This is a genomic window from Agrobacterium sp. LAD9, from assembly GCF_003031125.1.
GTDB lineage: Bacteria > Pseudomonadota > Alphaproteobacteria > Rhizobiales > Rhizobiaceae > Agrobacterium > Agrobacterium radiobacter.
The window spans coordinates 82,875-103,040 of the sequence record NZ_PHGS01000009.1; the positions used below are offsets into that span (position 1 = coordinate 82,875).

23 protein-coding genes are annotated in these 20,166 nt (G+C 60.2%); 8 read left to right on the forward strand and 15 right to left on the reverse strand.

The window, feature by feature from the left end; genetic code table 11:
* Positions 1-2 precede the first annotated feature (2 nt).
* Positions 3-758, reverse strand: a complete 756-nt coding sequence (locus tag DA915_RS10125; RefSeq protein ID WP_107675914.1) for a pyridoxine 5'-phosphate synthase — start codon at positions 756-758, stop codon at positions 3-5.
* A 236-nt stretch (positions 759-994) separates the two neighbouring features.
* Between DA915_RS10125 and DA915_RS10130 the strand changes: the two genes are divergently transcribed.
* Positions 995-1,693, forward strand: a complete 699-nt coding sequence (locus DA915_RS10130; protein WP_107675915.1) for a MerR family transcriptional regulator — start codon at positions 995-997, stop codon at positions 1,691-1,693.
* 6 nt (positions 1,694-1,699) lie between these two features.
* On the opposite strand, the gene DA915_RS10135 is transcribed toward DA915_RS10130, so the two are convergent.
* From DA915_RS10135 to DA915_RS10145, 3 genes are all read right to left on the reverse strand, one after another.
* Complete coding sequence (locus DA915_RS10135; protein WP_003507572.1) at positions 1,700-2,827, reverse strand: ATP-dependent RecD-like DNA helicase; 1,128 nt, start codon at positions 2,825-2,827, stop codon at positions 1,700-1,702.
* A 79-nt stretch (positions 2,828-2,906) separates the two neighbouring features.
* A complete protein-coding gene (locus DA915_RS10140; protein WP_107675750.1) occupies positions 2,907-3,389 on the reverse strand; it encodes an SRPBCC family protein in 483 nt (160 codons plus the stop codon).
* Positions 3,386-3,745: a helix-turn-helix transcriptional regulator gene (locus tag DA915_RS10145; RefSeq protein ID WP_192886458.1), complete on the reverse strand. Its 360-nt coding sequence runs from the start codon at positions 3,743-3,745 to the stop codon at positions 3,386-3,388. The genes DA915_RS10140 and DA915_RS10145 overlap by 4 nt, the downstream gene beginning before the upstream one ends.
* Before the next feature lie 132 nt (positions 3,746-3,877).
* Here DA915_RS10145 and DA915_RS10150 point away from each other — a divergent pair, with 132 nt between their 5' ends.
* From DA915_RS10150 to DA915_RS10160, 3 genes are read left to right on the forward strand one after another with little or no spacing between them, the layout of a single operon-like run.
* Entirely contained in the window at positions 3,878-4,258 is a 381-nt protein-coding gene (locus tag DA915_RS10150) for a hypothetical protein (protein ID WP_077998921.1), read from the forward strand.
* Positions 4,242-4,799: an RNA polymerase sigma factor gene (locus DA915_RS10155; protein WP_035213146.1), complete on the forward strand. Its 558-nt coding sequence runs from the start codon at positions 4,242-4,244 to the stop codon at positions 4,797-4,799. Before DA915_RS10150 ends, DA915_RS10155 begins: the two co-directional genes overlap by 17 nt.
* Positions 4,796-5,584, forward strand: coding sequence for an anti-sigma factor (locus DA915_RS10160; RefSeq protein ID WP_107675752.1), 789 nt, complete (start codon positions 4,796-4,798; stop codon positions 5,582-5,584). The genes DA915_RS10155 and DA915_RS10160 overlap by 4 nt, the downstream gene beginning before the upstream one ends.
* A gap of 6 nt (positions 5,585-5,590) precedes the next feature.
* On the opposite strand, the gene DA915_RS10165 is transcribed toward DA915_RS10160, so the two are convergent.
* Positions 5,591-6,184, reverse strand: a complete 594-nt coding sequence (locus tag DA915_RS10165) for a LysE family translocator (protein ID WP_026363426.1) — start codon at positions 6,182-6,184, stop codon at positions 5,591-5,593.
* A gap of 164 nt (positions 6,185-6,348) precedes the next feature.
* Here DA915_RS10165 and DA915_RS10170 point away from each other — a divergent pair, with 164 nt between their 5' ends.
* Complete coding sequence (locus tag DA915_RS10170) at positions 6,349-7,194, forward strand: aldo/keto reductase (RefSeq protein ID WP_107675753.1); 846 nt, start codon at positions 6,349-6,351, stop codon at positions 7,192-7,194.
* 151 nt (positions 7,195-7,345) lie between these two features.
* On the opposite strand, the gene DA915_RS10175 is transcribed toward DA915_RS10170, so the two are convergent.
* The 5 genes from DA915_RS10175 to DA915_RS28655 form a co-directional block, all read right to left on the reverse strand.
* The gene (locus DA915_RS10175) at positions 7,346-7,876 is read right to left on the reverse strand and encodes an SRPBCC family protein (protein WP_003507564.1); all 531 of its coding nucleotides are present in this window, start codon (positions 7,874-7,876) and stop codon (positions 7,346-7,348) included.
* A complete protein-coding gene (locus DA915_RS10180) occupies positions 7,869-8,237 on the reverse strand; it encodes a helix-turn-helix transcriptional regulator (RefSeq protein WP_026363425.1) in 369 nt (122 codons plus the stop codon). The genes DA915_RS10175 and DA915_RS10180 overlap by 8 nt, the downstream gene beginning before the upstream one ends.
* 132 nt (positions 8,238-8,369) lie before the next feature.
* Entirely contained in the window at positions 8,370-8,942 is a 573-nt protein-coding gene (gene ilvN, locus DA915_RS10185; RefSeq protein WP_003507555.1) for an acetolactate synthase small subunit, read from the reverse strand.
* 19 nt (positions 8,943-8,961) lie between these two features.
* Positions 8,962-10,755 (reverse strand): acetolactate synthase 3 large subunit, encoded by a 1,794-nt coding sequence (locus DA915_RS10190; RefSeq protein WP_107675754.1) that lies wholly within the window; start codon positions 10,753-10,755, stop codon positions 8,962-8,964.
* 161 nt (positions 10,756-10,916) lie between these two features.
* Positions 10,917-11,156: a hypothetical protein gene (locus DA915_RS28655; protein ID WP_153064533.1), complete on the reverse strand. Its 240-nt coding sequence runs from the start codon at positions 11,154-11,156 to the stop codon at positions 10,917-10,919.
* Here DA915_RS28655 and DA915_RS10195 point away from each other — a divergent pair.
* Positions 11,136-13,145, forward strand: a complete 2,010-nt coding sequence (locus DA915_RS10195) for an ATP-binding protein (protein ID WP_107675755.1) — start codon at positions 11,136-11,138, stop codon at positions 13,143-13,145. The two genes, DA915_RS28655 and DA915_RS10195, sit on opposite strands and share 21 nt — an antisense overlap.
* 6 nt (positions 13,146-13,151) lie before the next feature.
* On the opposite strand, the gene miaA is transcribed toward DA915_RS10195, so the two are convergent.
* Positions 13,152-14,048, reverse strand: coding sequence for a tRNA (adenosine(37)-N6)-dimethylallyltransferase MiaA (miaA, locus tag DA915_RS10200; RefSeq protein ID WP_107675756.1), 897 nt, complete (start codon positions 14,046-14,048; stop codon positions 13,152-13,154).
* On the opposite strand from miaA, the gene serB reads away from it, so the two are divergent.
* On the forward strand, positions 14,047-14,937 hold the full coding sequence (gene serB, locus DA915_RS10205) for a phosphoserine phosphatase SerB (protein ID WP_107675757.1): 891 nt from the start codon (positions 14,047-14,049) through the stop codon (positions 14,935-14,937). The genes miaA and serB overlap by 2 nt on opposite strands.
* On the forward strand, positions 14,934-15,497 hold the full coding sequence (locus DA915_RS10210; RefSeq protein ID WP_003507545.1) for a GNAT family N-acetyltransferase: 564 nt from the start codon (positions 14,934-14,936) through the stop codon (positions 15,495-15,497). Before serB ends, DA915_RS10210 begins: the two co-directional genes overlap by 4 nt.
* Positions 15,498-15,522: 25 nt before the next feature.
* On the opposite strand, the gene DA915_RS10215 is transcribed toward DA915_RS10210, so the two are convergent.
* The 4 genes from DA915_RS10215 to hflK all read right to left on the reverse strand — a co-directional run bounded on the left by DA915_RS10215 (position 15,523) and on the right by hflK (position 20,142).
* Positions 15,523-16,272 (reverse strand): SDR family oxidoreductase, encoded by a 750-nt coding sequence (locus tag DA915_RS10215; protein WP_107675758.1) that lies wholly within the window; start codon positions 16,270-16,272, stop codon positions 15,523-15,525.
* 89 nt (positions 16,273-16,361) lie between these two features.
* Positions 16,362-17,906 (reverse strand): Do family serine endopeptidase, encoded by a 1,545-nt coding sequence (locus DA915_RS10220; protein ID WP_003507542.1) that lies wholly within the window; start codon positions 17,904-17,906, stop codon positions 16,362-16,364.
* A gap of 192 nt (positions 17,907-18,098) precedes the next feature.
* On the reverse strand, positions 18,099-19,022 hold the full coding sequence (gene hflC / locus DA915_RS10225) for a protease modulator HflC (RefSeq protein ID WP_060727395.1): 924 nt from the start codon (positions 19,020-19,022) through the stop codon (positions 18,099-18,101).
* 1 nt (position 19,023) lies between these two features.
* On the reverse strand, positions 19,024-20,142 hold the full coding sequence (gene hflK / locus DA915_RS10230; RefSeq protein ID WP_003507538.1) for an FtsH protease activity modulator HflK: 1,119 nt from the start codon (positions 20,140-20,142) through the stop codon (positions 19,024-19,026).
* Positions 20,143-20,166 lie beyond the last annotated feature (24 nt).

Sequence of the window (20,166 nt, forward strand, 5' to 3'; positions counted from 1 at the left end):
GGTTATGAAATAGCCTGACCGCAGGCACGGCAAAAACGCCGGACTGTTTCAGCCATGCCATATTCCAGCGCATCCGCCGTCAGCCCGTGACCGATGGAAACCTCGGCCAGATAAGGGATACGTTTCATCAGCTTTGGCAGGTTCTCGACAATCAGGTCATGGCCGGCATTGACGGCAAGCCCGAGCGCCGCAGCATGGTCCGCCGTCTGTCCGAGCTTTTCAAGAAGCGCGTCGCCCTTTTGCGGATCGTCAAAGCAGCCGCCATAGGGGCCGGTGTAGAGTTCGATACGCGCCGCCCCCGTTTCGGCCGCCAGCTCCACCGGCTCGCGCTCGCCATCGCCATCGGCAAAAAGCGAGACGCGCATGCCGCCAGCCTTCAGGCGTCCCACCACTTCCTTCAGGAAAACACCATGCTTGCGGAAATCCCAGCCGTGGTCGGACGTCGCCTGCGACGGGTCATCAGGCACCAGCGTCACCTGTTCCGGCTGCGTCTTCTCGCAAAGGACAAGGAAATCCTCGGTCGGATAACCTTCGATGTTGAATTCCGCGCCGGGGAAACGGTCGTCGATCAGCGCACGCAGAACCGGCAGATCGGAAAAGCGGATATGGCGCTGGTCCGGCCGCGGGTGTACAGTCAGCCCGCTTGCCCCCGCCTCCAATGCAATATGCCCGAAATGCGCGACATCCGGCCACGGAAGATCGCGACGGTTGCGTAACATGGCAATTGCGTTCAGATTGACAGAAAGTTTTGCGGGCATGACATCGGGGCTCCGGTTCGGAATTGACATCCTGTTTCACGCAGGTTGAGGCCAATCGCAAGGAGGCCGGCAAATTTTTTATTATTGCGGGAACGAAAATAGGCAATACACGTTACGGTTCTGATGTAGCGTTTGGCATGAGGTCTTGATCGGAAAATATGTCCGTCTTGGGGGAACAAGCAACGGACACCTTTAAAAAGGCAGGCACACTGTCAAAAAGCGCGAAGGGGGAGACAATGCAGGATGGCCGGATGCCGTTCGACAGTCACGGCGACGAGGACAAACCCAATCTAAGGATCAGCAGCTTTCTACCGGATGTAAGCCTGCCCTCCTCCCTGCCCGCGGAACCCGTCCCCATCGCCGACATGGCCAATATCTTCGGGGTGACTCACCGGACGCTGCATTTCTACGAGGAAAAGGCGCTGCTGACCTCCAGGCGCATCGGCCAGATGCGGGTCTATACCCACCGCAACGTCCAGCGCATGGCGGTCATCAACGTCTGCCGCGAAGTGGGTATTTCCGTCGCCGCCATTACCGAGATCATGGAAAAATTCGTCCGTTCGCTCTCGCAGGGCGAGGCGGACGACATATTCCACGCCGCGCTGCGGCAGCGGAAGCGGGAATTGACGGCCGAGCTTTCCACCCTTCAGCGCCAGGCCCAGCAGATCGAGGAGTTGCTGGTCGCCGACGCGGAAGCAGACGGCATGGATGGCGCGGAACGGGCGCCGGCAAAGGACATAGCCCTTACCGACACCGAGCGAAAATGTCTGGAACTGATGGCGGAGGGTTATGCACCGGTGCGCCTCGCCCGCGCCCTTGGTCTTTCTGGCACCGATCTCAATGTTCTCGAGGCAAAGATCATCGGCAAGTTCAACGCCAGCAACCGTTTTCAGGCGGTCGCCAAGGCGGTTCTTCTCGGCGTCATCCGCGCCTGATCACGATCAGCGAACGATTGTCAGGGTCTCTGCCGCACGGGTGATGGCGGTGTAGAGCCACCTCTCGCGCGAGTCCCGGAAGGCATAGCTCTCGTCGAAGAGAACCACGTTGTTCCACTGCGAACCCTGCGCCTTGTGCACGGTCAGCGCATAGCCGAAATCGAACTCGTCATACCGCTTGCGCGTGGACCACGGAATTTCCGTCTCCACATCCTCGAAGGCCGCCTTCAGCAATTTGATCTTGGCGGCGCCGCGATCCATATCGTCGTCTTCGGGCCGGATCATCAGGTTGATGCCGGGCTTCACCGTCTCGCGCGATGAGCTCATCACCTGCCAGAGCGAGCCGTTCAGCAGGCCCTTGGCGGGATCGTTCCGGAGGCAGACCAGCTTGTCACCGGATTGCGGGTAATCGGCGGTAAAACCCTTCAGCTCGCGAAGCCGCTGATTGTAGCGGCGGCGGGTACGGTTGGTGCCGACGAGTACCTGATCGGCATCGAGCACCAGCGACTGCGTCACCTCCGACTTGGAAATCACCTGCGCGGAACCATAATCGCCGCGCATGATTTCCCGGCCTTCCCGCACATCCATGGCAAGATGGATGATCGGATTGTCCTTGGCCTGCCGATGAATCTCCGACAGCAGATAATCCGGCTCCTGCTCGGTAAAGAAGCCGCCGCCCGAAACCGGCGGCAGCTGCCCGGGATCGCCGAGCACGAGGATCGGCGTGCCGAAGCTCATCAGGTCCTTGCCGAGCTGCTCGTCCACCATCGAACATTCATCAATGATGATGAGCGCCGCCTTGGCGAGCGGGCTCTGGCGGTTGATGGAGAACATCGGCGCAATCGAAGTCTTGCCGGTTTCCTCGTCTTCGACAGTTTCTTCACCGCGCGGGCGGTAGATCAGCGAATGGATGGTGCGGGCATTGGTTGCACCACGCGAACGCAGCACCTGCGCCGCCTTGCCGGTGAAGGCCGCAAACAGCACCTCGCCATCGACATTTTCCGCGAAATGTTTGGCAAGCGTCGTCTTGCCCGTTCCGGCATAACCGAACAGCCGGAAAACCGGTGTGCGGCCTTCCTTCAGCCAGCGGGAAACAGCCTTGAGCGCTTCGTCCTGTTGCGGTGAAAATAACATGCGCCCTCATCGCAGGATTCGAGCGTGGTGCGCAACAGAAAAAGAACGAAAGATGAATCGCCTGACGAGAATGACGGCCTCAATGGGCCGCCTGCTTCTCAACGAGTGCCGCCAATTGCTCCGCAACCGTATTCCAGCCATCGAAGAACCCCATCTCCGCGTGCCTGTTGCGATCCTCAAGATTGTTGTGCATGGCGTAAGCCACATATTCCATACCGTCGGGATGATCGCGAAACGTCATCACGGCCGTGAGGAACGGCTGGGCGGAGGGGCGAAAACCCGCGGTCAGCGCATCGGTGAAAACCAGACGCTCCTCATGATCCACCGCCAAAAAACATCCTTTGACATGCGGACCGAAGGCCGCGCCATCCTCGCTATACCGCGTTTCGAAGGCACCGCCGGGATGAAGCTCCATTTTATCGACACGGCATTGGCCGGGATGCGGCACCCACCATTGTTCAAGACTGGGCCTGTCCGTCCAGGCATTCCAGACGAGCCGACGCGACGCCCTTATGATGCGTGAAATCTTCAGGTCGAGATCGGGATTGAAAGTGTCGGTCATCGGTCATTCTCCCCTTTGCTGGACATCCTGTCCTGTTGTGCCATGACAAGCTGTTCGAGCCGGTCGGTGCGGCCTTCCCAGATGGCGCGCTGTTGCGAAAGCCAGCCATCGAGCATGGAAAACCGCTGCTTCTCCAGGGAGCAGAACCGGACACGCCCCTGCTTGCGCGTCACGATCAGCCCCGCCTCTTCCAGCTGGCGGATATGTTTCATGAAGGATGGCAGGGCCATGTCGAAGGGTTCGGCCAGCGTTCCGATGCTCGCCTCCCCGCCGCCCAGCCTCAGGATCACCGCCCTGCGGGTCGGATCGGCAAGAGACTGGAAGATATCGTTGAGTGCATCTGAATAGTTTTCCATAAGGCTAACTATCACATCAAAACACTTAGCTCAATGGATAAGTTTAAAAATGCGTCGAGACAGGGAATAATCCGTCAGGTTGCGGTGTCTCTTGATGTGCTGGCGGCAGAGGCCGCCCGAACCAAGGAGGATATGTCCATGAAGATCCGCTTTATCGTTCCCGCCCTCGTTCTGGCTTTTGCCGGAACGGCCTATGCCGCCCCTGCGGTCGAAACGGTCAAGACCGCCAAAGGCGACGTGCTGGCGGGCGAAAAAGGCATGACGCTCTACACTTTCAAGAACGACAAGAAGGGCGTATCCAATTGTTATGACAAATGCGCGGTAAACTGGCCGCCGTTTTTCGCAGCCGCCAGCGACAAGGCCGAGGGCGCCTATTCCCTCGTGAAGCGCAAGGATGGCAAGATGCAGTGGGCAAAGGATGGCATGCCGCTTTATTACTGGGTCAAGGATACCAAGAAGGGCGATGCCACCGGTGATGGTGTGAACGGTGTATGGGATGCCGCAAAACCCTGATGGCATGAATGGCGAAAAGCGGGGGAACCATTCCCCCGCAGCCGGCAGCTTCGAAACGGAGATGCTGGCGCTGATACCCATGCTGCGCCGTTATTCCCGCAGCCTTTCCCGTTCTGACGCCGATGGCGAGGACCTCTTGCAGGACTGCGTGGAAAAGGCGCTGGCCAATCAAAGGCAATGGCGCGGAACAGGTTTAAAAACATGGGCTTACACGATAATGACGAATCTTTATCGTAACCGCCACCGCGCCGAGAAACGTCACCCGTCCGAAAGCCTCGACGGCCATGAGACCATCGCCGGCGCGGAGACGCTCTCCGACACGCTGGAGAATGACCGCCTGCACGGCGCGCTCGCCCTTCTTTCGCCCGACATGCGCGCGGTGCTGATGCTGGTGACGGTGGAGGGCTACAGCTATCAGGAGGCGGCCGAGACACTATCGATCCCGCTCGGCACCGTCATGTCCAGACTGTCCCGCGCCCGCGAAACCCTTCGCCAGCACCTGGCGGCGGATAATATCATACCCCTGCGGAGACCACGATGAAACGGCCCGACGCCATAACCGAAGACGACCTGCACGCCTATGTCGACGGACTTCTTTCCGACGACGACCGCGCGGCTGTCGAGGCCTGGCTGGCGGAAAGGCCGGAAGAGCAGGCCCGCGTGGAGGAATGGAGAAAACAGGCCGATATTCTGCGCAATGCCTTCGCCTCCTATGCCGCCGCACATCCGCATGACGCATCGATGCTCAGCCCGCAAAAGGGGGAGCGCGCATGGCGGGTAAAACCGGTTCTCCTGCAAACAGCGGCCGCCCTTTTGATCTTCGTGGCGGGTGCTGCGGCCGGCAGGCTTCTGCCGCCGTCTTTTTCCACGCCGCAGGACGTGACCCTGGCGTCGCTGACGACGGATATTCCGGCACAGGCGAAATCCGCCTATCTCATCTATGCGAGCGAGGTGCGCCATCCCGTTGAAGTCGGCGCCGGAGAGCAGCAGCATCTCGCGACATGGCTCGGCAAACGGCTCGGCTACCCCTTCACCATCCCCGATCTCTCGAGGATCGGATATGACCTCGTCGGCGGGCGTCTTATCCCCGTCAGCGGCAAGCCGGGCGCGATGCTGATGTATCAGGACAAGACCGGCCGCAGGGTGACGGTGCTGATCGGCCACAACGAGGAAAACCGCACCACCAGCTTCCGCATGGCCAGCGCCGACGGTATCGAGACCTTCTACTGGATCGACAACGAACTGGGTTACGCCGTGTCCGCCGAACTGACGCGCGACGAGGTGCAGGCGATCGCCGAGGAATGTTACCGGCAGTTTCCGACGTAAGGGCTGTTATTTCAACATCGGCCAGAGGCTGATGACGAGAAGCACGGCCATGGTGATATTGAACCATTTGAGCCGGACCGGCACAGCGAGCCAGTCGCGCAAGGCGGAGCCGAAGCCGGCCCAGGTCGAAACGCTGGGAAGATTGACCGCGGCGAAGGCCACGCCGACGACAAGGACGGTGAAGAAATATTGCCGCTCATCCGTATAGGTCGCCATCGCCGTCACCGCCATTACCCAGGCCTTGGGATTGACCCACTGAAAGGCGGCGGCAGCAATGAAACTCATCGGCGCCGATGCGGCCGAACCTTCGCTGAGGCTGCGGGAAGTACCGATCTTCCATGCGATCCAGACGAGATAGAGACCACCTGCGAATTTCAGGCCGGTGTAAAGCACGGGCACCGAATGCAGCAACGCGCCGAGACCGAAGCCGACCCCGATCAGCAGCGACAGGAACCCTGCGCCGATGCCCAGCATATGCGGGATGGTGCGGCGGAATCCGAAATTCACGCCTGACGCAAACAGCATCATATTGTTCGGGCCTGGTGTGATGGAGGTGGTGAAGGCAAACAGCACCAGCGCGACAAAGGTTTCGGCAGTCATGATTTCTCCTTGAGCAGAAACCCTATCCGTCGGACCATCATCAAGCCACCCCGCCGGATCGATGGGCGCGGTCAATTTTTTTGATGGATCAATACTTTCCATGCCGGGTTTGAGAAGTCGGAACAAAGGGCTATTGTCCAATCACCAATCGCTGGAGCGAACCCATGTATGACGACATTCCTTCCGTCACCCTGCCATCAGGAAAAGAGGTTCCGGCCCTTGGCCTCGGCACCTGGAACATGGGGGAGACGCGATCATCCGCGCCGCAGGAGGTCGAAAGTATCCGCAAGGCGATCGATCTCGGCATGACGCTGGTCGACACGGCGGAAATGTATGCGGACGGCAGATCGGAGGAAGTGGTCGGCGCGGCAATCGCCGGCCGTCGCGACGAGGTGTTTCTGGTCAGCAAGGTCTATCCCTGGAACGCCAGCGCCAGAGGGACGGCGGAGGCCTGCGAGCGCAGTCTCGCAAGGCTCGGCACCGACCACATCGACCTCTATCTGCTGCACTGGCGTGGCGAGCACCCGCTTGCAGAAACCGTGGCGGCTTTCGAAAGGCTGAAGCACGACGGCAAGATCGGCGACTGGGGCGTCTCCAATTTCGACAGCGACGACATGGAGGAGCTTTTCGCGGTTCCTGACGGCAAGAACTGCGCCGCCAATCAGGTGCTATACAACCTGTCCCGACGCGGGCCGGAGTTTTCGCTGCTGCCGTGGTGCCAGGAGCATGGCGTGCCACTGATGGCCTATTCCCCCATCGAACAGGGCCGCATTTTGAAGAACCATGAACTCATCCGCATCGCCAAGGCCTATCAGGCAACCCCGGCCCAGCTGGCACTCGCCTTTCTTCTGGAAAGGGACGGCGTCATCGCCATTCCGAAATCCGCCAGCATCGCGCGGGTCGAGGAAAACCGCGGTGCGACGGATCTTGAAATAACCGATGAAGACTGGGCGGAGCTCGATGCCGCCTTCCCGCCACCGACGCGCAGAACCTCGCTGGAAATGCTTTGATATAACAGTACGTTAAGAGACTGTCCGGAATCTGTCGATCAGGCAGTTGAATCGGAATGTGAGCAAAGCAATTGTGCCACCGCCACGGCAGGCGGCACTTGAAAAAACGGCGCGGAAAGCCGCGCCGTTGTGTCCAAAAAGCACCGCTCCGTTACGGTATACGCCGCTCATATTCTTCTTTCAGTCCCAGCCATGTATCCCAGAACGGCCCCGGCTCCTTCTCCTGAAGACGGGCGGCGAGAATGTCGAGATGCACATGCCAGCCAGCGCTGACGTCAAGCCTCGTCCTCCTGTCGGCCAGCCGGCGATGAACCAGCGTCAGCAGCACATCCTTGCCAAGAGCCTGAAGTTCGATCGAGACCTCGCCACCTTCGCCCCAACTAAAGACGAGACGGTGCGGTGGGACCACGGTAATGATGCGGGAAGCCATACGGTCTTCTTCGGAAAAGCCTTCCGGGCGCCTGCCGGGCGGATCGGAAAGCTCATCGTTGCGCCACACCAGCTCGAACGGTGCATCAGGCGCAAGCCGCATTTCGCCGGAAGCCAGCCAGCGGCGGCGAAGTTCGCTTTGTGTCAGATAGGCCCAGACCCGGTCGATCGGTCCCGGCAGCAGCCGTTCGATCTTCAGGGTCGTCGGCTCGACGAGACGGCCATAGGCGTCAGGCATTGCAATATCAGCCATTGTCATTTCCTCCATCTGCAGGGATTTTTCCCTGATCATCCTCCCTGAGCATCTGCTCAAGAATATCGAGGCGACTGCCCCAGAACTGCCGGTAGAAATCCAGCCATTCATGCGCTTCCGCCAACCGTTCCGGCGAAAGGCGGCAGACATGGGTGCGCCCCCTCACCTCGCGGCGGATAAGCCCGGCATTTTCCAGAGCCTTGATGTGCTTTGAAGCCGCAGCGAGCGATATGTCGAACGGTTGGGCCAGCTGGCTTACCGTGCGCTCGCCACGGGACAGATCGCGCAGCATCGTGCGTCGCGTGGCGTCGCCAAGGGCATGAAAGACGGTGTCGAGATGTGAAGCGGATAATTCAACCATGTTGTTGAATATAGACTACCGATCCAGAAAGTCAACCATACGGTTGAATGTTGGATCGAGCGGAACAACGCCATAAAAAAACCCGCGGCGAACCGCGGGCTTATATTTCAGCATCTGCCCCAAATACGGAGATTACATTCCCTGCGAACCACGATTCATCGCCGCAATACCGGTGCGGCAAATTTCGATCAGGCCGAGCGGCTTGATGATGGCCACGAACTGGTCGATCTTCGATGACTTGCCGGTGATTTCGAAGATGAAATGCTCGACAGTCGCATCCACCACCTTGGCCTGAAACGCATCCGCAAGGCGCAGGGCTTCGGCGCGCACTTCACCGGTGCCGGCGACCTTGATGAGCGCCACTTCGCGCTCGATAGGCCGCTCCTGCCCCAGTTCGCGGGCACGAACAGTGAGATCGAGGACCCGGTGCACGGGCACGATACGTTCCAGCTGCGCCTTGATCTGCTCCAGCACGATGGGGGTACCGCGCGTGACGATGGTGATGCGCGACAGATGCGCCTCATGTTCGGTCTCGGAAACCGTCAGGCTTTCGATGTTGTAGCCACGGCCGGAAAACAGGCCGATGACCCGGGCGAGAACACCCGGCTCGTTGCTGACGAGAACCGACAGCGTATGATTTTCGACGGCAGCCGTTTCCTTCTGGATGAAATAGGCGGAGCCGGTGGGCTGTAGGTGTGCGTTCATGTCCTTTTCCTCTCCCGGCTCAGACTAGCTGACGGCCCTTGGCGTCAATGGCGTTGGCAACAGCTTCATCCGTCGCCTCATCCGGCAACAGCATCTCGTTATGAGCCTTACCAGACGGGATCATCGGGAAGCAATTGGCAAGATTGGCAACGCGGCAATCGAAGATAACCGGCTTGTTGACCGCGATCATCTCGGCGATCTTCTCGTCCAATTCCCTAGGATCGTCGCAATACATGCCGATCGCTCCATAGGCTTCCGCGAGCTTGACGAAGTCAGGCATCGCTTCGGTATAGGAGTTGGACAGGCGGTTGCCATGCAGCAGCTGCTGCCATTGGCGCACCATGCCCATGTACTGGTTGTTGAGGATGAAGATCTTCACCGGCAGACCGTACTGGATGGCGCAGGACATTTCCTGAATGCACATCTGGATCGAGGCGTCACCGGCGATATCGATGACGAGCGCTTCCGGGTGTGCAACCTGAACGCCGATGGCTGCCGGCAGGCCGTAACCCATGGTGCCGAGACCACCTGACGTCATCCAGTGGTTCGGCTCCTCGAAGCCGAAGAACTGCGCCGCCCACATCTGATGCTGCCCGACTTCTGTCGTGATGTAGGTGTCACGCCCCTTCGAAGCCTCATAAAGCCGCTGCAACGCATATTGCGGCATGATGACATCGTTGGAGTTCTTGTAGGCGAAGGAGTTGCGGGCACGCCAGCGCTCGATCTGCGCCCACCAGTCGGCGGTCTGCGCCTTTTCCGGTTTCTTCGGCAAGGCGCGCCACAGGCGGACCATATCTTCGAGAACATGGCCGACATCGCCGATAACAGGCACGTCGACGCGAACCGTCTTGTTGATCGAGGACGGATCGATGTCGATGTGGATCTTCTTGGAATTCGGCGAAAACGCGTTGATGCGGCCGGTAATTCGGTCGTCGAAACGCGCGCCGACGCAGACCATGACATCACAATCATGCATCGTCATGTTGGCTTCGTAGGAACCGTGCATGCCCAGCATGCCGAGCCAGTTCTTGCCCGATGCCGGATAGGCGCCGAGACCCATCAGGGTCGAGGTGATCGGGAAACCGGTCAGCTCTACCAGTTCACGCAGCAGACGGGTCGCCTCCGGGCCGGAATTGATGACGCCGCCGCCGGTGTAGAAAACCGGCTTCTTCGCCTTCGACATCAACTCGATGGCCGCATGAATGGCGTTGAGATCGCCCTGGACCTTCGGCTTGTAGCTCTCATGCTGAATGGCAGCGGAAGGCGGCGTGTAGGTGCCGGTGGCGAACTGAATGTCCTTCGGAATATCGACAACAACAGGTCCGGGACGACCCGTCTGCGCGATGCGAAAGGCTTCATGGATGATGCCCGCCAGTTCGTTGACGTCCTTCACCAGCCAGTTGTGCTTGGTGCAGGGGCGCGTGATGCCGACGGTGTCGCATTCCTGAAACGCATCGGAACCGATCAGCGATGTCGGAACCTGGCCGGAAAGGCAGACGAGCGGGATGGAATCCATCAGCGCATCCTGCAGCGGGGTGACCGCATTCGTCGCGCCGGGGCCTGACGTGACGAGCATGACACCGACCTTGCCGGTGGAGCGGGCATAACCTTCGGCCGCGTGGCCGGCGCCCTGCTCGTGGCGCACGAGAATGTGCTGGATGTCTTCCTGCTGGAAAATCTCGTCATAGATCGGAAGCACGGCACCGCCGGGGTAACCGAAGATGTGCTCGACGCCGTTATCCTTCAGCGCCTGCAGAACGATCTCCGCACCTGTCATGCGATTGCTGTTTTCCGTATTGTCCTTATCCGTCATTGCCTGTTTCCATCCCGCTTTGGCTTTGGATATCGAGGAGCCCGAGGGCCTGTTTGAAGACATAAAAAAAGGCCCCTAGAGGAGCCTCGTTCAGCGCATGGGTGCTTTCGCCGGATGGTTACACCATCCTGCCCATGCGCCGTCCCACCACGATAAGTACGTTAAGATTTTTCATGGGCCGGAGTGTTAGCCACAAAAGCCCCAGCCGTCAACGCATATTGCAGGAAAAAATCGCCGCCGCCTTCTTTTATTACCCGCAAGTAGGCTTCCGCGAAATTTTCGAACGCAGTCGATACACCTGTTGTTAAGCATAATATTTTAATATCGAGAGCGCAGATACTGCCCGAACCACCGCGATATCGCATGTACCGGGAAAAAATGTGAATAACGACACGTTTCATAACGCGTCCCGCATGGACGAAAACGAACGGCGGTCCGGCCAGCAGCCGGCGAACCGCATGCTCGGCCGCGTCATCGCCTGTAACGGCGCACACGCCACCATTGCCGCCGAAACCGAACCGGGCACCACCGATGTGTCGCAGCTCTGGTCTGTCGGACGCCTGATCTCGATCGAAATGGGCACGAGCCGTGTCGCGGCCCTCGTCTTCGCCATGCGCACGGGCGAGGACTATTGGGCAGCGGACAGACCGAACAGGCTGCTGATCGACGTTGAACTCGTGGGCGAAGTTTACCGCACCGAGGACGGCAGCGAACGCTTTTCCACCGGCATCTCGCGTTACCCCTATCTCGGCGCGGTGGCGCACCGCATCCGCACCAGCGACCTCTCGAAGATCTACGACAGCGGCAAGCGTGACGCCTGCGTGATCGGCAGGCTGACGCAGGACGATACGATCGGCGCCGCCATCAGCATTCCGCAGATGCTTGCCAAACATTTCGCCGTCGTCGGTTCGACGGGCGTGGGCAAGACCACCGCCGTTTCGCTGCTTCTGAACAAGGCGATCGAGACCGACCCGAAACTGCGTGTCCTCATTCTCGATCCACACAATGAATTCGCGGCCGCTTTTCCCGATCATTCCGTCGTCATCGATACGGATACGCTGGACCTGCCCTTCTGGCTGATGCGGCTTGAAGAATTTGCCGAGGTCATCTTCCGCGGTCGCAAGCCGGTGCCGGAAGAAATGGATGTCCTCCGCGACATCATTCCCGAAGCGAAGAAGGCGTTTCGCGGCACCGAAGGTTCCGCCGTCCGCCGCACCTCCGACAAAAGCGCGATCACACCCGATACGCCGGTACCCTACCGCATGGCCGATCTTCTCGCCCTCATCGACGAGCGTATCGGACGGCTGGAAGGACGCGGCGAAAAACCCGCATTGCGCACGCTGAAAGGCCGCATCCTCTCGGCCATCAACGATACGCGCTACAACTTCATGTTCTCCAGCAATACGATCAGCGACACCATTCTGGAAACGGTGGCGCATATTTTCCGTATTCCCGGGGAAGGAAAGCCGATTTCGGTATTCCAGCTGTCAGGTATCCCCTCCGAAGTGGTGAACTCGGTGGTTTCGGTCCTCTGCCGCATGTCCTTCGAACTGGCGGTGCTGGCGCGCGGATCGCTGCATATGCTTGTCGTCTGCGAGGAAGCGCACCGTTATGTGCCTGCCGACCCCGAGCGCGGCTTTTTCCCCACCCGCCAATCCATCGCCCAGATCGCCAAGGAAGGCCGCAAATACGGCATTTCGCTCGGCGTCATCAGCCAACGGCCGAGCGAACTGGACCAGACCATCCTGTCGCAATGCTCGACCGTTTTCGCCATGCGGCTTTCGAACGAGATCGACCAGAAGATCATCCTTTCAGCGGTACCGAATGCATCGACCTCGACCACCAGTTTTCTGTCGTCCATCGGCAATGGTGAGGCCATCGCTTTTGGCGAGGCCGTCAATGTACCGATGCGCATGCGTTTTGACCGCGTCGTCACGGCCAAATTGCCGAAGGCGAGCGGCATCACCAGCCATGTGAACCACGAAACCCCTGATACGGTTGATCTGAACAGCATCGTCACCCGCATGCGCGCCACGCCAAAACCCGTTATCACCGGCTTCCAGCAAAGCGTTGAAGCGGCCTTTTCCGATCTGCCGGAACCGGCAGCGCCAAGCCGGGCAACGGATGAGGTCGACAACTGGAAGCAGGAACTGGGCACAGCTGCAACGGAGGGATATGAACCCTATCGCCCGGACATGCTGCCTGGCCGCACGCTCCCTGCATCACCAAATCCGGCGGCACCCGATACCGCCTCTGGCGCCGTCAACGAATTGCGCAAGGCCAGTTTCCAGATGCAGGCGCAAAATGGCCCGCCGCCCGGCGATACACGCCCTTCGCTCCGCGAGAGCCTCCTGAAGAAGCCGCTCGGCAGCCTCTACCGGAAAGACTGAGCCCCTTCACGGCTGGATGCGTGTCCAGTCGTCTCCCATCTGATTGCGGAACCAGGTCATCTGCCGTTTGGCATATTGGCGGGTCGCGGCCGCCGATTTTTCGATAACCTCCGCCTCGCCCATGCGCCCGGCCAGCATATCGGCGATCTGGGCAACGCCGATCGCCTTCATTGCCGTTGCATCAGGCGGAAGATTGAGCGCGAGAAGCGCCTGTACCTCCTCCACCGCGCCGCTCTCCATCATCGCCTCAAAACGACGATTGATGCGATCATGCAGCACCGGCCTTTCCGGCAGGACGACGAATTTCTGCGCCCGGTCGGGGTCGATAATCATAGGGCCCCGGGCCTGCTGGAAATCCCGGATCGATTTCCCCGTCGCCTCAAGCACTTCAAGCGCCCGGACGATACGCTGCCCGTCCCCCGGCTGGAGCGTGTCCGCCATGGCCGGATCACGGCCGGCGAGTTCCGCATGAAGGACCGCCGCTCCCTCCTCGACCAGCCGGGCGCGCAATCTCTCGCGGATGTCTCCTGGAATGTTGGGCATGTCGGAGAGGCCGCCCGTCAATGCCTTGAAATAAAGCCCCGTGCCGCCGACGATGACGGGGAAACGCCCCTGCGCCCGTAAATCCGAAAGTAGGGCAGAGATGTCCCGCAGCCATTCACCCGTTGAATAGAGACTGCTCGCCGGCACATGGCCGTAGAGCAGATGCGGAACGCCCTCCATCTCGTCTTCGGATGGCCGGGCGGTCAACACCCGTAGCGTGTCATAAACCTGCATGCTGTCGGCATTGATGACGACGCCGTCCCGCTCCCGCGCCAAACGAAGCGCAAGCGCGGACTTGCCGCTTGCCGTCGGGCCGGTTATCAGGATCGCATCAAAATTCTCATCAAGGTTTTTCATCATGGCTCTCGTTGCCACGCTTATCGCCAATCCGTCAAATCCTGTTCTGACACCGGCCCTCGGCGAAGCGGCCGCGAAGGCCGTCAACGCATTGGGCCTCTACTGGCTGGCCGATGGCATTGCCTGCGATATCGCCCTGCCCTCCGGCACCGCAACCGAACAGGCACGCAGCGCGATTGCATCCGCGCTTGCCGGAAAACCGATCGATATCGTCATCCAGGAGCAGGATCAGCGCCGCAAGAAGCTTCTGATCGCCGACATGGATTCGACCATGATCGGTCAGGAATGCATCGACGAACTGGCGGCCGAAGTCGGGCTGAAGGACAAGGTCTCAGCCATCACCGCCCGCGCCATGAATGGCGAGATCGCTTTCGAACCCGCATTGCGTGAGCGTGTGGCGCTGCTGAAGGGCCTGCCGGTCTCTGTCATCGATGACGTCATCGAAAAGCGCATCACGCTGACCCCGGGCGGCAAGGAACTGATCGCCACCATGAAGGCGAAGGGCTATTACACCGCCCTCGTGTCCGGCGGCTTCACCGTCTTCACCGGCCGCGTCTCCGCGATGCTCGGTTTCGATGAGAACCGCGCCAATCTGCTGGGCGAAGCCAATGGCGAACTTGATGGCACCGTTGCCGAACCCATCCTCGGCAAACAGGCAAAGGTGGATGCGCTGAACGATATTGCCGCCAAACTCGGCATTTCGCCGGAAGAGGCAATGGCAGTCGGCGATGGCGCCAACGATCTCGGCATGCTGCATCTGGCCGGCGCGGGCGTGGCCCTGCATGCCAAGCCGGCCGTGGCAGCCGAGGCGCAGATGCGCATCGACCATGGTGATCTGACCGCGCTTCTATACATCCAGGGCTACCGCAAGACGGATTTTGTCACTCCATGATCATCCGAGAGACACAGAGACTCATTCTGCGCGAGTGGAAGGAGAGCGACCGTGACCTGTTCCGCGAAATCAACGCCGACGAAAAGGTCATGGAGTTTTTTCCCTTCCGCCGCAGCCATGCGGAAGCGGACGCCGTGCTGGAAACCATCAACGGCATGATCCGCGGCAGCGGTTACGGCTTCTACGCCATGGAATTGCGCGAGACCGGCGAAGTCATGGGCTTCTGCGGCATTTCCCCCGTCATGAATCTCGACCCGCCCTTCCCGCTCGGAACCATGGAAATCGGCTGGCGGCTCGCCACCCGCTTCTGGGGCCACGGCTATGTCACGGAAGCGGCGCAATCGCTGCTCGTCATGGCCTTCGATGAAAAGGAGACGCCGGAAATCGTCTCCTTTGCCGTGCACAACAACCAGCGTTCAACGCGGGTGATGGAGCGTATCGGCCTCAAGCGTGATCCTTCACGCGATTTCGACCATCCGCGCGTGCCGGAAGAGACGCATCCGCATCTGCGCCCGCATGTGACCTATGCGCTGACGCTGGAGGAGTGGCGGGCGCGATAAGACACCTGCCCGCCAGTCCCGAACATCACTTCACGGCCGCATTGCCGCCATCGGCAAACAACGCCGCTCCGGCGACGAAGCTCGCCATGGGGCTCGCGAGGAAAAGCGCTGCCTGCGCGATTTCCTGCGGCTCAGCGATACGTTTCATTGCATGCAGGCCAGCGGCCCATTCCTTCTGCGCCGCATCGCCCGCGGCCGGTGTATCGACCCCGCCGGGCAGCAGCGCATTGGCGCGAATGCCGCTGATGGCATAATCGGCGGTAATGCCTTTCACCAGCCCCATCAACGCCGCCTTCGCCGCCCCATAAGCCGCCATGCCGGGTATGCCGACGCTGGTGCCGACGAAGCTTGAGGTGAAGACGATGGAGCCGCCGCCACGCGTCAACATCAAGGGTATCTGGTAACGCGCACCCAGAAAGGCGGAGGTAAGATTGACGTTGAGTACATCATCCCATTCCGCAGGCGAAATCTCCGCCAGCGGCTTCATGGCCCCCACCGCACCGGCATTATTGACGGCGATATCGAGGCTACCGAACACGCTCACGGCCGCCTCTGCCAGTCGGGAATGGGTTTCGGCAAGACCGGCATCACCCGCAACCGCGTGGACGCGGCCGCCGGTCTCACGAATGTCGGCGGCAACCTCCTGCAGCGCCTTTTCGCCGCGTGCATTGAGAACGACCGCCGCGCCGTGAGCGGCAAACAGCATCGCCGTCGCCCGGCCGATGCCGGATGACGCACCGGTGATGATGGCAACCTTGTTTTCAAGCAATTTCATATCCTTGGCCTCCGTTTGATGGAGCCCAAGGATTAGAGAGCGGCCGGAATGACAACCACCCGATTCCTGACGGATCGGACGAAAAGCGTTTATTCCAGCGGCAGCGCCACGACGCGCAGATTGCCCTGGGCATCCGCCACCATCATATGCGCATTCTTGCGGCCTTCGGATTTCAGGCCGTTGACGCGCACCAGCACATCGCCCGGAACCTCCATGAAGTCCTGCCCGACCTCGACGATGATATCGCCGGCCTTCATGCCCTTCTGTTCGGCGGGTGACCCCGGATCGACGCTGGCGACAAGCACGCCTTCCACGCTTTCGGCAATGCCCTTTTCGGTGCGCAGCTCGTTGCTCAGCACCACGAGATTCATGCCGAGCACGCTCTGCGGTGCTTCACGCACTTCCGGCGTCTGGTCCTGCGCCTGATCGTCGGTGCCGCCATCGTCTTCCGGTGCGACCACACCGCCATCGCCGTCTTCGCTCTGTTGGTCCTCGGCCGAGGCCTTCTCATCCGTCGCATCCTGCAACTGGCCGAGCTTGACCTTGACGGTCTCCTCCTTGCCATCACGCAGGATCACCACATCGACGTCCTTGCCGACAGGGCTTTCCGCCACGATCCGCAAAAGGTCGCGCATCTCGTGAATATCCTTGCCGTCGAATTTCAGCACGACATCGCCGGCCTGGATCGGGCCATTTTCCACCGGTCCGCCCTTGGCGACGCCGGAGATAAGCGCACCCTTGGCGCTATCCATGCCGAGGCTTGCCGCCACATCGTCGGTGACGGGCTGGACACGAACACCGAGCCAGCCGCGGCGCGTCTCACCGAATTCGATGAGCTGCTGGACGATATTCTGGGCAAGCTCCGTCGGCACGGCGAATCCGATACCGATCGAACCGCCGCTCGGCGAAATGATCGCCGTATTGATGCCGATCACCTCGCCCTTCATGTTGAAGAGCGGACCGCCGGAATTGCCCTTGTTGATGGCCGCATCCGTCTGGATGAAATTGTCATAGGGGCCGGCATTGATATTACGCCCGCGCGCGGAAATAACACCGACCGTCAGCGATCCGCCAAGCCCGAAGGGATTGCCGATGGCCATCACCCAGTCGCCGATGCGCATGCTGCGCGAATCACCGAACTTGACGGCCTTCAACGGCGTTTTCGGCTCCACCTTCAAGACGGAAAGATCGGTTTTCGTATCGGTGCCAACCAGCGTCGCCTTGAGCTTCGAACCGTTAGGGAAAATCACCTCGATGGCGTCGGCACCCTCGATGACGTGGTTGTTGGTGACGACGTAACCGGCCGGGTCGATCACGAAACCGGACCCCAGCGAATTGACCTTTTCACCGCCTTCCGGCTTCTGGCTGTCGAAATAATCCTTGAAGAATTCCTGGAAGGGCGAACCCTCCGGCAGTTTCGGCGGAACCGGGCCCTTGCCGTCGGTCTTGACGTTCTGCGAGGTGGAAATATTCACCACCGCGTCGAGAAGCGGCTCAGCAAGATCAGCCACCGATTCCGGCCCATGGCTCTGCGCCAATGCCGCAACCGGTGCCGTAAGGCTACCCGCCACAAGCGCGATGCCCGCGATTGCGGCGATGCTGCTGCGAAAAGGCGAAAGAAGGGTCACGGCCATAAGCGTCCTCGCGTTTCAAATAGTCCTGCCCTGCATATATCGGCAAAGCATAAGGCGGAATGATGAAGTGTAAAAATACCTTTTCGTGAACAGGCGGGGGACGCCTTGCCCGTAGTCACAGCTTTGGCACGAAAACGGACCAAAAAGAAAGGGCCGGTAAAAACCGGCCCTCCAAAATCATTTTATCCGTTATCAGTTCGCCGGTGCCGGCGCAGGTGCGGCAGGCGCCGCGGAAGGCACACCGTCGATGTTGTTGAAATAACGGAAGAAGGTCGAGTCCGGAGACAGAACCAGCGTCGTGCCTGTTCCGCTCAGTGAGCTGGAATAGGCGGCCATCGAGCGATAGAACTCGAAGAAGCTCGGGTCGCGCTGGAAAGCTTCACCGAACACCTTGTTACGCTCCGCATCGCCTTCACCGCGCAGCACTTCGGACTGACGACGCGCGTCGGATTCGAATTCCACGACCTGACGGTCGGCGATAGCGCGGCGACGCTGCGCTTCTTCGTTACCACGGGCGCGGATCAGTTCGGCCTCGGCCAGACGTTCCGACTTCATGCGCTCGAAGGTCTGCTGCGAGACTTCCTGCGTCAGGTCGGTACGGCGAATGCGCACGTCAACGATGCTGATGCCGAGCGATTCCGCATCGGGACGCAGATCGTCACGCACTTCCTGCATCATCGATGCACGTGCATCCGAGAGCGCGGATTCGAAGCCACGCAGACCGTAGACCCGGCGCAGCGATGCGTCGAGACGGGTACGCAGGCGCGATTCCGCCGACATCTGGTCACCCGAGACCGTCTGCCGGAAGCGGCGTGCATCCGTGATGCGATAGACCACGAAGGCATCAACCTCGTAGAACTTGCCGCCGGAGACCTGAACACGAATATTGTCGTGATCAAAGCGCAGCGCGCGGTTTTCGACATATTGTACGCGGTCGGCGTCCATGAAGGCGAAGGGCAGCTTGAAATAGAGGCCCGGCGCGGTTTTGACATCCTGGATTTCACCGAAGCGAACGACGATGGCCTGCTGGCGCTCGTTGACGACGAAGATCGACGAATAACCGAGGAAAAGCACGACGGCGAGGCCGACGAGAATGGCCGTAAGACGGTTGCCCATATTAGTTGCCTCCCTGCTGTGCCGCGCCCGGATTGCCGCGCATGATCTCGTTCAGAGGCAGATAAGGCACCACACCCTGTTTTTCGTCGATGATGACCTTGTTGGAGCCCTTCAGGACCTGTTCCATCGTTTCCAGGAACATGCGCTGACGGGTTACATCAGGCGCGGTGCGATACTGGTCGTAGATGGAGATGAAACGCTGCGCTTCACCCTGTGCTTCGTTGACGACACGCGACTTATAGGCGTTCGCTTCTTCGAGGATCTGCGCGGCCTGACCGCGGGCGGCACCGAGCTTCTGGTTGGCGTATTGGTTGGCTTCCTGAACGAAGCGGTCTTCGTCCTGTTCGGCGCGCTGCACTTCATCGAAGGCGTCGGCCACTTCGCGCGGCGGTGCCGCGTCTTCAATAGCCACCGCATTGATGGAGATGCCGGCGCCATAACCGTCCATGGTGGACTGGATGATGGTGCGCACATCCGCTGCGATCGCCTGACGGTTATCGCGGAAGATGTCCTGTGCCGGACGACGGCCGACGACTTCGCGCATGGCGCTTTCGGAAACCTGCTGCAGGGTTTCAGCCGGGCTGTCGACGTTGAAGAGGTAGGATTTCGGATCGGAGACCGTATAGAGCACCGAGAACTGCACGTTGACGATGTTCTGGTCGCCGGTCAGCATCACGCCGCTCGCTGAAGACGACGAAGCGCGCGAACCGATATTCTGCTGCTGCTCGGTCACCTTGACAATTTCCACCGTCTCGATCGGCCACAGATGGAAATGCAGGCCCGGCATCGAAATTTCATCCTTCGGACGCCCGAAACGCAGCTCCACGCCGCGCTCGTCCGGCTGGACGGTGTAGATGGACTGGATGCCGAGGAAAACCAGAACGACGAGAACAACGATCGCAACCGCGCCGCCGTTGAAGCCGCCCGGCAGGACATTCCTGAAACGGTCCTGGCTGCGCCGGATGATCTCTTCCAGATCAGGAGGGCCGCCATTGCCGCCGCCACCGCCGCGAGGCCGGTTAGGCCCCTGCCCCCATGGGCCGCCACCGCCGCCCTGGTTGTTTCCTCCACCGCCGCCGCCCCAAGGGCCGCCGCCGCCATTCTGATTGCTCCAGGGCATCAATACCTCTTTATAAAAGCCTCT

Coding starts and splice junctions, on each gene's coding strand:
- DA915_RS10150 (WP_077998921.1), top strand. CDS start 3,878: ATGTCCATGAAGATCCGCTTTATCGTTCCCGCCCTCGTTCTGGCTTTT.
- miaA (WP_107675756.1), bottom strand. CDS start 14,048: ATGATGAAAAACCTTGATGAGAATTTTGATGCGATCCTGATAACCGGC.
- DA915_RS10155 (WP_035213146.1), top strand. CDS start 4,242: ATGCCGCAAAACCCTGATGGCATGAATGGCGAAAAGCGGGGGAACCAT.
- DA915_RS10220 (WP_003507542.1), bottom strand. CDS start 17,906: ATGGCCGTGACCCTTCTTTCGCCTTTTCGCAGCAGCATCGCCGCAATC.
- DA915_RS10130 (WP_107675915.1), top strand. CDS start 995: ATGCAGGATGGCCGGATGCCGTTCGACAGTCACGGCGACGAGGACAAA.
- DA915_RS28655 (WP_153064533.1), bottom strand. CDS start 11,156: ATGAAACGTGTCGTTATTCACATTTTTTCCCGGTACATGCGATATCGC.
- DA915_RS10160 (WP_107675752.1), top strand. CDS start 4,796: ATGAAACGGCCCGACGCCATAACCGAAGACGACCTGCACGCCTATGTC.
- hflC (WP_060727395.1), bottom strand. CDS start 19,022: ATGGGCAACCGTCTTACGGCCATTCTCGTCGGCCTCGCCGTCGTGCTT.
- DA915_RS10145 (WP_192886458.1), bottom strand. CDS start 3,745: ATGGAAAACTATTCAGATGCACTCAACGATATCTTCCAGTCTCTTGCC.
- DA915_RS10190 (WP_107675754.1), bottom strand. CDS start 10,755: ATGACGGATAAGGACAATACGGAAAACAGCAATCGCATGACAGGTGCG.
- DA915_RS10135 (WP_003507572.1), bottom strand. CDS start 2,827: ATGTTATTTTCACCGCAACAGGACGAAGCGCTCAAGGCTGTTTCCCGC.
- DA915_RS10140 (WP_107675750.1), bottom strand. CDS start 3,389: ATGACCGACACTTTCAATCCCGATCTCGACCTGAAGATTTCACGCATC.
- DA915_RS10165 (WP_026363426.1), bottom strand. CDS start 6,184: ATGACTGCCGAAACCTTTGTCGCGCTGGTGCTGTTTGCCTTCACCACC.
- serB (WP_107675757.1), top strand. CDS start 14,047: ATGGCTCTCGTTGCCACGCTTATCGCCAATCCGTCAAATCCTGTTCTG.
- DA915_RS10125 (WP_107675914.1), bottom strand. CDS start 758: ATGCCCGCAAAACTTTCTGTCAATCTGAACGCAATTGCCATGTTACGC.
- DA915_RS10170 (WP_107675753.1), top strand. CDS start 6,349: ATGTATGACGACATTCCTTCCGTCACCCTGCCATCAGGAAAAGAGGTT.
- DA915_RS10210 (WP_003507545.1), top strand. CDS start 14,934: ATGATCATCCGAGAGACACAGAGACTCATTCTGCGCGAGTGGAAGGAG.
- DA915_RS10215 (WP_107675758.1), bottom strand. CDS start 16,272: ATGAAATTGCTTGAAAACAAGGTTGCCATCATCACCGGTGCGTCATCC.
- ilvN (WP_003507555.1), bottom strand. CDS start 8,942: ATGAACGCACACCTACAGCCCACCGGCTCCGCCTATTTCATCCAGAAG.
- DA915_RS10180 (WP_026363425.1), bottom strand. CDS start 8,237: ATGGTTGAATTATCCGCTTCACATCTCGACACCGTCTTTCATGCCCTT.
- DA915_RS10175 (WP_003507564.1), bottom strand. CDS start 7,876: ATGGCTGATATTGCAATGCCTGACGCCTATGGCCGTCTCGTCGAGCCG.
- hflK (WP_003507538.1), bottom strand. CDS start 20,142: ATGCCCTGGAGCAATCAGAATGGCGGCGGCGGCCCTTGGGGCGGCGGC.